The following is a 14,299-nucleotide window of genomic DNA, read 5'->3' on the forward strand; positions in this document are numbered from 1 at the left end:
TTTAGCCTTTAAAGGCAAAAGGATAATTCAAATGTGAACAGATTTTTATTGAGTCTTAATCTATGTTTAAGGGAATTGATAGTAATGGTATTTTATTCTTATAGGCCATGATGGCTGTTTTGCTTCGATGAAAAAGTGATTCTACAAGATTGTATTTATAAGGAACCATGGTTAAAAGGTCTGGGCTGGTGAGCCTTATTTCCTCCTCGATCGCCTTGATCACTTCGATGGACTGAATCATCTTAAAGCTGTATTTAATATCTTCCAGATCATACCCGGAATTCAGGTCCATATCATGAATAACTTCAGTAAAATCTTCTAACCTTTCACTTACATTGAAAACCTCAACTTCAGCATTAAATTCATTAATGAAATAATAAATGTCATTCATGGCAGACCAGGTCATACTTTTGTGCGTATCATAAGCAAAAAGAATTTTCCTGATTCCTGTGTATTCTATATGAGCGGGAACAATGAGAATTGGCTTTTTAATTCTGTGAATAGCTCTTGTTACCTTATTTCCCAAAAGCTTCTGTTCCAAAGTTTTCTCCGCCATTCCCATCACGACAAAATCACACTCATGAAGCTGCATACAGTTTTCAAGCTCTTCAATAAAATTGCCGGAAGCCAGATGATGTTGGGTTTCGACAGTATATAATCTTTTAAGCTCAGCAGCTTTATCCTCCAGTTTTTTCTGATTTTTAAGCGTCTGGGCATAGAAAAAATCAGCTGAAGCCTGTGCATTCAAAGCATGAACAGAAACGGTTTGCAGACTAAAAAGTATAATCCTGTATGTATTTTCTTTAGCCATAGAAGCAGCATAATGAGTAGCATTTTCAGCTTCCTGGGAAAAATCTGTGCAGACAATTATTGTTTTCATTGTACCGGATTTAATACCACAAAACTATGATAGACAGTTATTCCCTGACTGTAAAAATAATGTGATGTTGCATAAAATGATGATGAAATGTATTTTTCAGGTGATGAACCGTAACATTCATTTGAACGCTGCTATTTTACGTTTCAGGTATCGTTTTGGCGGTCTCGTCTAAAATAGAAGATACTCATATAAAATCTATTTCTATATTTACATTCATAAAGTCCCGGATATGAATAGGATTTCTACCATCAGGAAAAAAATAGTACGGAATAAGAAGATTCTTTCCACCATGAAAAGAAGGCTGGTGATCTGGGCACTGGCAGTGGTCACTTTCTGTGTTTTCTCCTACCTTATCGATCCCTTTGATCCCGTTTGGAAGGGGTATCTGGACGCTCCGCTGAAGATGATTCTGGAAGATGCCACATGGATTATCTTTTTTTCAATCATTATCTCGGAGGTAAGTATATTTATAGACCGGACGCTCAATAAGTGGCTTCCCTGGAGAAACAGGACCGTAAAGCGGTTATTCATCCAGTGTTTGCTTCAGATCGTAGGAAGTGTTTTGATTGTGATTATTATTAATGCAATCGTAGACGGCACTTCAGTTACATTACCTGAAATGGATTCCCGCAAAGAATATACACTGCTGGGACAATGGATTGCAACTAATATCGTCATATCATTGATTATCAGTGCTTTTAATACCGTGGATTATTTATTGGAAAACTGGAAAAAAACAGCAGTAGAAGCTGCCCAGCACAAACTGAGAGCCTCAAAACACAAACAGGCTGCAATGGCGGCAGAGCTTCAGGCACTCAAGCTTCAGATAGATCCGCATTTTATTTTCAATAATTTAAGTGTGTTGTCAGAACTCATCCTGGAAGATCAGCAATTGGGATATGACTATTCCGAAAAGTTCGCGAGAGTATACAGATACTTATTGGTCAATTCCAAAAAAGACATTATCGCCGTAGAAGAGGAACTCAAATTTTTAGAATCCTATATCTTTTTGATTGAAAAAAGAATTGGAGAAGGCGTAGTATTCAGAATAGATATTCAGGAAGAATACAGGTCCAGATTTACCCTTCCGCTGTCTTTACAATTGCTGGTTGAAAATGCTATTAAGCACAATCAGACTTCTAAAGTAAATCCTCTGGAGATCCACGTATATACAAGCCCCGGCGGAGAACTGGTTGTCTCCAATACATTTCTTCCTTTAATCAATAAGCCGGATTCCTCAGGAGTAGGACTCACCAATATCATTGCACGGTACGAAATCTTGGGGTATCCTAAGCCTGTGATAGAAAGAACTGAAGATAAATTTATTGTAAAACTCCCATTGATATGAAGATTAATAAAGTTTTAATTGTTGAAGACGAAAGACCCAATGCAGACAGATTAAAAAGACTATTGTTGAAGTTAAGACCCCATATTGAAATCCTTTCCGTGGAAGATTCAATTACCTCCACCGTACACTGGCTGGAGAATAATGTCGTTCCGGACATTATTATGATGGATGTACGCCTTGCAGACGGTCTTAGCTTTGAGATATTCAACAAACATGAAGTTAAAAGTGCAGTCATATTTACCACTGCTTACGATGAATATGCAGTTCAGGCATTTAAATACAACAGTGTAGATTACCTTCTGAAACCTATTGAAGAAGAAGAGCTGGATGCTGCCTTAAAACGCTACGAAACCTTTATGGAAACCGTTCCGGTAGTAGGAACAGCCATTGAAGGCTTATTAAATTATATCCAGCCAAAAGACTATAGAAAACGGTTTCTCATCGCCCACAGAGACGGATATAAAACCGTTCTGGCAGAAGATATCCTCTATTTTTATACCGAATTGGGAATCAGCAAAGCGATGCTGAATACCGGAGTGGTAGAGAATGTTCCTCAAACCCTGGAAGAGCTTGAAAAACAGCTGGATCCCAAATTCTTTTTCCGTGCCAACAGACAATTTATCATTCACATCAATTCCGTAAAGCAGATTTTAAATCATTTTAATGGAAAATTGAAGCTAGAATTGAGGAAACAGCCTGATATGGAGGTGATTGTAAGCCGTGAAAAAGCCTCTGTTTTCAAATCCTGGATGGATTATTAATTTCGATAAAATACAGACAAGGCTGTCTCAAAAGCCAAATAATTTGACCTATGTCATTCTGACGAAGGAAGAATCTCATCAATACCCAAATACATGAGATTCTTCACTACATTCCATTTCATTCAGAATGGCACTTTTGAAACATCCTCTTTTTCGTTTTAATTGTGAAATACATTAGTTTATCCTTAATGATTTCACTCTTATTTCCACATGAAAATCTCTTTTTTACCATAATTATAAAGGAAAACAACTGTTTTCCTTTCATTTTTCCTATCATACGCTTCACCTGCGATTAACGACACTTCACCCAACTTCTTAATGAATATCACTATAAGATGAAGTTATTTTGCTCCTGTAAAATTTAAAAACCAATGTTATGAATTACAGAAAAGGATATCTGGTACTTTCACTTACAGCTGCAGCGGTACTTTACTCATGTGGCTCCGGGAGCGGCCAGGAAAATGCTCAGCAGATGCAGCAGGCATTGCCTACAGATTTTATCCAGGTAAAGTCCGGAGATGCAGATGTGTCTACAGGGTATCCGGGAAGCATAGAAGGACAGGACAATGTGGATATCAAAGCACAGGTGACAGGATATCTGGAGGCAGTATATATCAAAGAAGGACAGTATGTAAGTAAAGGACAGACCCTTTTCAGAATAAATCCATCCGTATACAACGAGCAGGTAAATACCAATGAAGCCGCCTTGAAATCAGCGCTGGCAGCACAGGAAACAGCAAGACTTGAAGTAGAAAAACTGAAACCCCTTGTAGAAGGAAAGGTAGTCTCAGATATGCAGCTGAAAACAGCGCAGGCAAGCTATAAAGCCGCGTCAGCACAGGTGGCACAGGCACAGTCTTCTTTAGGTTCATCAAAGATCAATGCCAATTTTACCTACATTAAAGCTCCTGTTAGTGGTTACATCGGAAGAATTCCAAACAGAGTAGGAAATCTTATCAGTCCTTCTGATGCAGCTCCATTGACAACGCTTTCAAGCATAAACAGTGTGAACGTATACTTCTCAATGAATGAGGCTGATTTTATCGCTCATAGTAAAGCTGCAGTATCTGGAAATAATACAGAGGATGTAGAACTTATCCTTGCAGATGGTTCCACCTATTCTCTTAAAGGAAAACTTGAAAATGCCAGCGGAAACTTTGACAGAAATACAGGAAGTATTCAGATGAAAGCTGTTTTTCAAAATCCTGATAAATTATTAAGAGCCGGAGGGACAGCCAGAGTGATGATTCATAATGCATTGAATGGTGTGATCAAACTTCCGAAAACATCGGTGAAAGATATTCAGGACAGATTCTTTGTCTATAAACTCAATGGCAAGGATAAAGTGAAAATGACTCAGATTACGGTTTCAGGAAGTACATCTCAGGATTACTTCATCAAAGAAGGAGTGAACGCAGGAGATAAAATTGCCATCAACAGAATTGATGCCCTTACAGACGGAGCACAGGTGGTGGCACACACCGTTCCTTTGAAATAGTTGTATAATCTTTCTTAGAAAATTCAAAAATGTTAAAAAAGATAATAGACCGTCCTGTACTGGCGACGGTAATATCCCTTATCATCGTTATTTTAGGGATCATAGGATTAAATCAGCTGGCGGTGACCAGATTCCCGGACATTTCTCCGCCTACGATTACCGTTTCAGGATCGTATCCCGGAGGAAACAGCGAAACCGTGATCCGTTCTGTAGTAACTCCGCTGGAAGAACAGATCAATGGAGTGGAAGACATGGAATACATGAAATCTACTGCGAGTAATGACGGTACATTTTCCATTTCCATCATATTCAAACAGGGAGTAAATGCCGATCAGGCAGCGGTAAACGTGCAAAACAGAGTACAGCAGGCCACTCCGATACTCCCTCAGGAGGTAGTGAGAATGGGTTTGACCACTTCCAAGCAGCAGAACAGTATGGTGTTGATTTTCAATATTTATACGGAAGATAATAAGCAATATGATGAAACCTTTCTTCAAAACTACGCGAATATTAACCTTATTCCGCAGGTAAAAAGGGTAAAAGGAGTAGGACAGGCCATGGTTTTCGGGCTGAAAGATTACTCCATGAGAATATGGCTTAACCCTCAGAAAATGTCATCCTACGGACTTGAACCGGCAGATGTTTCCAGAGCGATTGCAGACCACAGTTTGGAATCTGCTCCGGGTAAACTTGGAGAGGAATCAGATGCTGCTTTAGAGTACGTAATCCGGTATAAAGGAAAAAAGAACAAGCCGGAGCAATATGAAAATATTATTGTTAAAAATACCGGAAGCCAGGTCATCAGGCTTAAAGATGTGGCCCGTGTGGAATTCGGAGCCATTTCAAATACGGGAGATAACCTCTCCAATGGGAAAAATGCAGTTACTGTAGCCATCATGCAGACTACAGGATCCAATGCCAATCAGATTGAAATAGGTGTAAACAAAGCCCTTGATCAGCTATCAAAATCATTCCCTCCTGGTATCAAATATACGAAGGTAATGAGTACCAAGGAAAGACTGGATGAGGCTACAGGACAGGTGAAATCAACACTAATAGAAGCATTTATTCTTGTATTTATTGTGGTATTTATCTTCTTACAGGATTTCAGATCTACCATTATTCCGGCAGTGGCAGTTCCGGTAGCGATTATCGGTACTTTCTTCTTCCTTCTGGTCTTAGGATTTACGATCAACGTACTGACGCTTTTTGCCCTTGTACTGGCCATCGGTATTGTGGTAGATGATGCCATTGTAGTGGTAGAAGCTGTTCACAGCAATATGGAAGGAACAGATCTTTCAGGAAGAGAGGCAACTCATAAGGCGATGAGTGAGATTACAGGAGCGGTTATTTCAATCACGTTGGTGATGTCAGCGGTATTTATTCCAATTGGATTTATGTCCGGTTCAGCAGGATTATTCTATAAGCAGTTTGCCTATACGTTAGCCATTGCAATTATTATTTCCGCGGTTAATGCATTGACTTTAACGCCGGCTTTATGTGCTGTTTTTCTGAAAAACAACCATGCAGGAGAAGGTAAAAAGCCAAAAGGATTCGGGCAGAGATTTGCGGTGGCATTCAATGCGGGATTTAATAATATGACCAACCGTTATGCAAAAGGAGTACGCTTTTTAATAGGAAGAAAATGGATTGCAGGTGGATTAATCGTAGCCGTTATCGGTGTTGCAGGCTGGCTGATGTCAAGCACGCCTAAGAGTTTTGTACCGATGGAAGACGACGGATTCTTCATGTACACCTTAAGCATGCCTCCCGGAACAGCATTGACCAAAACGACAGAAGTTTCCAACAAGATCAATGATATTTTAAAAGGAGTAGATGCAGTACAGGAAAATACTTCCATTACCGGATATAACCTGCTAAGTAACAGTGCAGGACCAGCTTATGCGATGGGATTTGTTAAACTGAAACCTAAGAAAGAAAGAGGTGAAGTTCAGGATATCCAGGAAGTGGTAGACATGGCGACTGCAAAATTGGGAGTGATCAAAGAAGGAAGTGTGATGACTTTCAGAATGCCTCCGGTAGAAGGATACGGAATGACGAATGATGCAGAAATTGTACTTCAGGACCGTATGGGAAGAGATCCTCAGGTTCTTAAAGCCAAAGCAGATGAACTGATTGGCCAATTGATGCAGGTTCCGGAAGTGGCATTTGCCTACACCATGTTCAGGGCAGATTATCCTCAGATGGAGCTTGAAGTGAATGAAGACAAAGCAAAACAGCTGGGAGTAAGTATTTCAAACCTCTTGGGAACTGTTCAGACCTATTTCTCAGGAGATCAGTCTCAGAATTTCTCGAGATTTGGAAAGTTCTACAGAGTGAATATTAAAGCGGATGGAGTTTTCAGAATGGATGAACAAGCCTTCAATGATATTTTTGTAAAGAATGAAAAAGGTGATATGGTACCGGTAAATACATTGATTACTTTGAAAAAAGTCTATGGTCCGGAATCCGTTCAGCGATATAACCTTTACAACTCACTAAATATCAACGTGTCTCCAAAACCAGGAGTAAGTAACGGAGAATTGATGGGTAAACTGGAACAGACCTTAAGCAAGCTGCCGTCCGACTACAGCTACGAGTGGACAGGATTAAGTTTGGAAGAGAAATCTGCAGGAAATCAAACCATTGCGATCTTCGGACTGTGTTTACTTTTCGTATATCTGTTGCTGGCAGCGCAATATGAAAGTTATATCCTTCCTCTGGCAGTAATGCTTTCCATCCCCACAGGAATTGTAGGAGCATTCTTAGGAATAAAAACCATTGGTTTGGATAACAATATTTATGTTCAGGTAGGTCTCATCATGCTTATCGGTCTTCTGGCTAAAAACGCGATCCTTATTGTTGAATTTGCCATCCAAAGGAGAAAAGCAGGGCTTTCAATCCTTGATTCTGCACTGGAAGGAGCAAAGGCGAGATTACGTCCCATTATCATGACCTCGCTAGCCTTTATTGTCGGAATGATTCCGCTGATGATTTCTTCGGGAGGAATGGCTTCAGGGAACAAATCCATCAGTACAAGTGCCGCCATGGGTATGTTGAGCGGAGTGGTTTTGGGAGTTTTTGTAATTCCTGTACTATACATGTTCTTTCAGTATCTGGATGAGAAGTTCTCTACCAAAAAGAAGTATAATACGATAGAAAATCAATTGACAAATGAGAATATTTAATATAAAGAACTTCCTTATTTCAGGCACAATGGCATCACTGCTGATGTCTTGTGCCGTAGAAAAAAAATATACAAGAACAGATCTTCAGATTCCTGAAACCTACAAAGAATCTGTGCAGGTAACAGGAGATACGGTAGTGCTTCCGTGGAAAACTTTCTTCAAAGATCCCAAATTGATCGGCTTAATAGACAAAGCCCTTTCAAGAAACAACGAAGTGAATGTCGCTTTGAAAAACATAGAGCAGCTTGATCTGATCTATAAACAGGCTAAGCTAGGTCTGATGCCAACGCTGGACATTACTGCAGGAGCCAACAGAAGCTGGGCTTCCAAAAATACCCTTAACGGCTCTCTGAATGAACAGTTTGTAGGGACAAAATATATGGATGATTTCAGTGCTGCACTGAGACTTTCCTGGGAAGTAGACATTTGGGGAAAAGCTAAAATGCAGAAAGAATCCGCAGCCGCAGAATATTTCGGGCAGAAAGAAAACTTAAATGCCATCAAAAGCAGAATCGTAGTTCAGGTAGCGCAGGCTTATTATAACCTGATCAGTCTGGACGAACAGCTGAAAATAGCTGAACAAAACATTGAATTGAGTGACAATACACTTAAAATGATGAATCTGCAGTTTACAGCAGGACAGATTAATTCATTAGCCGTTCAGCAATCGGAAGCACAAAAGAAAACAGCCGAGCTGCTGATTCCTTTGGCAAAACAGAATATTTCTATCCAGGAAAATGCTTTGAGTATTCTTTGTGGAGAATATCCGGCAAAAATAGAACGACAAGGAGACCTGAAAACAATGATTCCTGAAAATAAACTGTCAGAAGGATTACCAGCACAATTGCTGAGCCGAAGACCGGATCTTAAGATGGCAGAGTTTAATGTTATCAGCTTAAATTCCAAAACCGGACTGGCTAAAGCGGCCATGTATCCGAGTATCAGTTTGAGCCCGCAAATAGGAGTCAATTCCAATAAATTCAGCTCATGGTTTGATATTCCCGGATCTATTACCAAAGCAATTGCCGCCAATCTGGCAGCCCCGATTTTTCAGAAAAAGCAGTTGAAAACAGCTTATGACACGGCTTTAATTGAACAGGAAAAAGCAGCCATTAATTTTAAACAGTCGGTAATGACTGCTGTAGGGGAAGTTTCGGATGCTATGGCCAAATCCAAAGGCTCTTCAGACAGATTACAGCTTTTAGAACAGAAAACAGCCATTCTGGACAAAGGAATCAATGATGCACTGAAGCTCTATAAAAGCGGTATGGCCACCTATCTGGAAGTTATCACCGCTCAGAACAATAAGCTTCAGAATGATCTGGAAGCCATCAATGTTACCCTTGAAAAATTAAATGCTGAGGTTGATCTTTACAGAGCGCTTGGCGGAGGGGTACAGTAGAATATACCTTGAAAAATAGTAAAGGAAACTATGTTATGTAGTTTCCTTTTTGCTGTTTATAAAAGATAAATATAGCTTCATTTTTGTAACAGGTACAGAATTTGCAATGAGATGGTGAAATTTTATATTCACAAAATCAATTGGTTATGATTTTTTTTATTCTTTTTTCTAAAAAAGGATGCAAGATTTTCAGAAAACAGGATTTATATAGATGAGTACTCGAAAATAATTAATGTTTAACGAAAATGTAATGCAATGAAAAAATTGACAGTACCCCGATTTTTTATGACAGTTTTAATGGTTTTGGCAGGATTAGCCTTATTCTCATGTAATGATAATGACGGACCGGACATCCCGCCTGTAAAAATGGAAGAATTACCAGGAAACTATAAAGGAAAACTGATTATTGTACAGGGAAATATCAAAAGAGAAGGAGTAAAAGACTTCAAAGTAAAGAAAGATACGATCTCATTTGCCGAATTTCCAATAAGTGATATTGTAAAGACTGTGGTGAAAGATCCGGTAAAAGCAGAAAATGCCCTAAAAACAATGGGAAAGGTAAAATATGATATTAAATATGCAGCAGTGATCAATACCGCAAATAATGTGATAGAGCTTACTCTTGCCCCAAAAGCAATGGAGCTTCAGATTCCGGTAGACGGAGTGAATAAAAAGACCGTTGTGGAATTCGTTTCTAAGCAAAAAGGATATTATGTAGGGATGGATAGAACGCTTAGATATGCGCTCACAGCAGACAAAATTACAGTAGACGGGACATTGGTTACTCCTTATGACGTAATCGATTATAATTTTCCGTTCTGTATAAAAAATTAATAAATAAAAAGTATCATCAATGGATTGCGCTTTATTAAAAAGATGCAATCTATTTTTGCTTGGCAGTTTTATAACATCCAGATGGATACGGAGGCAGTAGCATTATATGGAAGAAAGTAAAGAACAGATTTTGGTAAAGCACCTTCTGAGGAAGGAGGAGGCTGCCTGGAAAGAACTCTTTGGAGCTTATTCCGGAAATCTGTCCTATGTATGCTCCCGTTATCTGGCAGAAAAAGAAGATGTGCATGATGTGCTCCAAAACAGTTTTATTAAAATGTTCCGTTCCATAGAATCTTTTGAGTATAGAGGAAATGGTTCTTTAAAAGCCTGGATGACCCGTATTACAGTTAACGAATCTTTGAAACATATTAAACAGAAAGGAGACTTTAAATCTGCTGTAGAAGTGGATGATCTTGCAGATATTCCTAATGAAGAAGAACCTGATTTTGAAGAAATCCCCCGTGATAATATTATGATGATGATCAGAGCTCTTCCAGATGGCTACAGAACGGTTTTTAATCTGTTCGTATTTGAGAAAAAAAGCCATAAAGAGATTGCCGGGCTGTTGGGGATTGCAGAGAATTCTTCTGCATCACAGTTTCACAGGGCGAAAGGGCTGCTTGCTCAGAAAATAAAAGAATTTAAAATGTCAAAAAAAGCACAATATGAATAACGAATGGCTAAATAATCTGCGAAGCAGAATGGAAGACCATGAAGAGGACGTTCCGGAAGGGTTGTGGGATGACATCAAAGATGAATTATTTTCTGGTGAAGAAAACAGCAGCATTCCTGGTTTTATTCCTGAAGTTCATGAGGGAGGAGCAAAGAAGGAAAAGAGAACAGATGCAGTAAGAAAAACCATATTCTACCGTGTTGGAGGGATTGCAGCAGCCATTGCAATACTATTTTTGCTGACCAAAGTAGTACCTCAGAATGATATAGAAAAAACATTATCTCAGAAGCCGGCAGATGTAAAAAAAGAAGATAAAGGTTCTTTAAAACCGATAGAAAATGAGCATATTTCAAGCAGTGAAGTACAGCCAAAAGCAGATTCATTTTTAGCTGAAAATAGAATAAATACAGGAATTTCTGAGAAAGTACAGAGCCAAAAATATTTTGATAACGGAGAAAAAAATGAGCTAAAGGACATTATTAAACTTACGACGGCTTCAGAACCTTTTCAGCAGGAAAGTAAGATCGCTCAGAAAGTATCACCTACAGACGATACTGCGAAAGAACCGGTTGTAGAAAATAAAAATGATGAGGTGCTTTTTAAGGAGGAGAAAATAGAAGAAGTATATGCCGAAAGTACAGCACATCATACCAAAAAAGGCAAAGATAAAAAAGCATGGATGCTGGGTATGCTTACAGGCAATATGGCTTCCAGTTCTGCAGAACAGCAGTTTCCGGGGTATGCTTCAATCACAGGAAAAGCCATGAATATTGAACAGGTATGGAGTACTTCCGAATATCATGATGATCCTCTGACAGCCATATTACTGGCCAATCAAAGTCAGCCGGTAGAAGCAAGAATCAGACATAAAGTACCTGTTACATTTGGGCTTTCTGTTTACTATAGTTTGGGGAAAAGATGGGGAATAGGTACAGGACTGAACTATACCAAATTGTCCTCTGAACTGCATTCCGGAAGTGACAATAATTATATTAAAGGAGATCAGACAGTTCATTATATAGGAATTCCTGTTCAGGTTAATTATAACGTCATTCAAAAAGGGAAATTTACAGGATACATTACAGGTGGAGCTCTGGTAGAAAAACCAATAGCAGGAAATATTACAACAAGCTATGTTGTTGATGGTAAAATAAAGGAGACTTCAAAAGAACGCGTGGAGCCTAAACCTCTGCAGTTTTCCGTCAACACAGCGGTAGGCTTTCAGCTGAAGCTTATTGATAAGGTTGGAATTTATGCAGAACCGGGAATAGGATATCATTTTAAAGAAGAAACTGCTCCCAATACCATTTATAAAGAAAAACCGCTTCATTTTAATATGAAATTCGGAATCAGGGTGCTGCTGGATTAAGGCAGCCCATTTTAAAACACCAAACTTAATAATTGATATATGAAAACAAAACTAATTTTTTTAGTGGTTTTATTATTCTCCGTTTTGAATATAAAAGCACAGTGCACACCTACAATTACCAGTGCGAGACTTGGACAAAAGTATCCGGGAACGATTTTATTCTGTAATACAGAAGATGAAATTCTTTCCACAACACAGACTTACGCAAGTTATCAGTGGTACAAACAGGAATGGACATGGCAGACACCCAACAACAACCCGTGGGTAGCCATTCCGGGAGCAACATCCCAGCAGTTAACCATTAGTGGCAACGATCAGTTGAATTATTTTAAAGTAGTTGTTTCTGAAGGTGACTGTACAGCAGAAAGCGCTACAGCATTTGCAGATGGTTTTGTATACGGTCTGCCGGCTATGATGAGCACGTTTACACCTGGAACATATCAGGACAATGGGGGAACAGTGAATGTCTGCAATGGAGCTTCTGTACAGTTTGATAATATATTTCCTGTTCTCTATGGTAAACATACCTGGTTCAAATGTGTGCCGAGCAGTAATCAGCCGGTGCCGGGAGATCCTTGTATTATTCAGGGAGTAGTAGGAGATACTTACGTGGCCACCACTTCAGGGAAATACGGATTTTATGCCTGTACGGAATATTGTCCCGATCAGTGTGAGATGTTAGATCCGTTTGCATTTGTAGAATTGAATTTCGGGGATTGGGAGTTCTGCAGCAATTTGGGAACAGGAGAAACAAAAATTAAAGATAATAATCTGAAAGTTTATCCTAATCCTACAGCACAACACCTTTATATCGGGAAAGAATCTGATAAAATCTATAAAGAAATTATGATTATAGATATGTCCGGAAAACTTGTTCTGAAGAAAAATGATCACAGATATAATCAGGCGATTGATGTAAGCGGTCTGGTACCGGGAAATTATATCATTGTTTCTAAGAGCACGGATGGAACAGAATATAAAAATAGATTTATAAAAAAATAATAGGATTATAAAATCTGAAGATGCTAAAATATTGATTGTGGGAAGGAAGATTGGATGTCTGAGGAGAGATGTTCCTTGTATTGAAGAAGAACTGAAGTGATTTATTTTAATACTTTACGCTCATAGATACATTTTCATCCTTGTTAATCTAATGACGGTCATAATTACTCCCAAAAAGGAATTTTCTCTTTCCGGCATCCTGCTTCCTGACTTATATTAATTTTTTCAGTAATTCAGATGGCATAATCTTTTTCGTTAGTTTTTAATAATGGTTGAGTCGGTACAAAGTAATTTGTACCGGTTTTTTTTATTATCACCATGCTCCTTCAAACGAAGATCTGGTTTCCTTAAAATCTTTTTTTAAATATCTGCCTGGGTAGAATATTGTTAAGGTAAAGCTCAGATTTTCAGAATGGTATATTCATTATTTTTACTTCAAAAACACATCATGCTGATCAAAATTTATGGAAGTGCCATTCATGGAGTGGCTGCACAGACCATTACTATTGAAGTGAATGTAGATACCGGAGGAGTAGGATACCATCTTGTGGGGCTTCCTGATAATGCTATTAAGGAAAGCAGCTACAGAATTTCTGCAGCACTGAAAAACGTAGGATTTAAAATTCCCGGAAAGAAAATTACCATTAATATGGCTCCTGCAGACCTTAGAAAAGAAGGTTCTGCTTATGATCTCAGTATTGCAATCGGTATCTTAACCGCTTCAGATCAGATATTGGCAGAGAACATTAAAGATTATATTATTATGGGAGAACTTTCTCTGGATGGAAGTTTACAACCCATTAAAGGAGTTTTACCCATTGCGATTCAGGCCAGAGAAGAAGGTTTTAAAGGAATCATTCTTCCCAGACAAAATGCAAGGGAAGCCGCTATTGTAAATGATCTTGAAGTATACGGAGTAGAAAACATCAGAGAAGTTATTGATTTTTTTAACGAAGGAAAAGTGCTTGAGAAAATAACGTTGGACACCAGAAAAGAATTTCATGAAAAGATCGACAATTTTCCTTTTGATTTCTCTGAGGTTAAAGGTCAGGAAACAGCCAAAAGAGCTATGGAAGTGGCAGCTGCAGGCGGACATAATATTATTCTGATCGGGCCGCCAGGAAGCGGAAAAACAATGCTGGCCAAAAGAGTTCCCAGTATCTTGCCTCCTCTGACATTGAAAGAAGCGCTGGAAACAACAAAAATTCATTCTGTAGCCGGGAAAATAGGAACTGAAACATCATTAATGACTGTGCGTCCCTTCAGATCCCCACATCATACTATTTCTGATGTTACTCTATATAATGTGGTGTAAAAATAAAAATTCTATGTAACTTTAACAAA

General features: G+C 38.7%; 10 protein-coding genes and 1 pseudogene. 10 read left to right on the forward strand and 1 reads right to left on the reverse strand.

The features are described 5' to 3' along the window. Window positions 1-55: 55 nt before the first annotated feature. Window positions 56-880 carry a universal stress protein gene (locus J2786_RS14910; protein WP_047426749.1) on the reverse strand — a complete coding sequence of 275 codons (825 nt, stop codon included), beginning with the start codon at window positions 878-880 and terminating at the stop codon, window positions 56-58. 229 nt (window positions 881-1,109) lie between these two features. On the opposite strand from J2786_RS14910, the gene J2786_RS14915 reads away from it, so the two are divergent. The 10 genes and pseudogenes from J2786_RS14915 to J2786_RS14960 all read left to right on the forward strand — a co-directional run. Next, window positions 1,110-2,228, forward strand: coding sequence for a sensor histidine kinase (locus J2786_RS14915; RefSeq protein WP_047426751.1), 1,119 nt, complete (start codon window positions 1,110-1,112; stop codon window positions 2,226-2,228). Beyond that, the gene (locus J2786_RS14920) at window positions 2,225-2,989 is read left to right on the forward strand and encodes a LytR/AlgR family response regulator transcription factor (protein WP_047426754.1); all 765 of its coding nucleotides are present in this window, start codon (window positions 2,225-2,227) and stop codon (window positions 2,987-2,989) included. Before J2786_RS14915 ends, J2786_RS14920 begins: the two co-directional genes overlap by 4 nt. A 376-nt stretch (window positions 2,990-3,365) precedes the next feature. Next, complete coding sequence (locus J2786_RS14925) at window positions 3,366-4,487, forward strand: efflux RND transporter periplasmic adaptor subunit (protein WP_052186729.1); 1,122 nt, start codon at window positions 3,366-3,368, stop codon at window positions 4,485-4,487. Between the two features lie 29 nt (window positions 4,488-4,516). Then, entirely contained in the window at window positions 4,517-7,675 is a 3,159-nt protein-coding gene (locus J2786_RS14930; RefSeq protein ID WP_047426756.1) for an efflux RND transporter permease subunit, read from the forward strand. Then, on the forward strand, window positions 7,662-9,077 hold the full coding sequence (locus J2786_RS14935) for an efflux transporter outer membrane subunit (protein ID WP_047426758.1): 1,416 nt from the start codon (window positions 7,662-7,664) through the stop codon (window positions 9,075-9,077). The genes J2786_RS14930 and J2786_RS14935 overlap by 14 nt, the downstream gene beginning before the upstream one ends. Window positions 9,078-9,332: 255 nt before the next feature. Further along, window positions 9,333-9,911 carry a DUF4840 domain-containing protein gene (locus J2786_RS14940; RefSeq protein ID WP_047426760.1) on the forward strand — a complete coding sequence of 193 codons (579 nt, stop codon included), beginning with the start codon at window positions 9,333-9,335 and terminating at the stop codon, window positions 9,909-9,911. A 106-nt stretch (window positions 9,912-10,017) separates the two neighbouring features. Further along, complete coding sequence (locus J2786_RS14945; protein ID WP_047426767.1) at window positions 10,018-10,584, forward strand: RNA polymerase sigma factor; 567 nt, start codon at window positions 10,018-10,020, stop codon at window positions 10,582-10,584. Further along, complete coding sequence (locus J2786_RS14950; protein WP_047426770.1) at window positions 10,577-11,953, forward strand: outer membrane beta-barrel protein; 1,377 nt, start codon at window positions 10,577-10,579, stop codon at window positions 11,951-11,953. The genes J2786_RS14945 and J2786_RS14950 overlap by 8 nt, the downstream gene beginning before the upstream one ends. A 39-nt stretch (window positions 11,954-11,992) precedes the next feature. After that, entirely contained in the window at window positions 11,993-12,955 is a 963-nt protein-coding gene (locus J2786_RS14955; RefSeq protein ID WP_310025754.1) for a T9SS type A sorting domain-containing protein, read from the forward strand. Window positions 12,956-13,403: 448 nt separating this feature from the next. Continuing rightward, a pseudogene (locus J2786_RS14960) lies at window positions 13,404-14,255 on the forward strand (YifB family Mg chelatase-like AAA ATPase); the annotation flags it as partial. Window positions 14,256-14,299: the final 44 nt, after the last annotated feature.

Source organism: Chryseobacterium vietnamense (genome assembly GCF_031454475.1).
Lineage (GTDB): Bacteria > Bacteroidota > Bacteroidia > Flavobacteriales > Weeksellaceae > Chryseobacterium > Chryseobacterium vietnamense.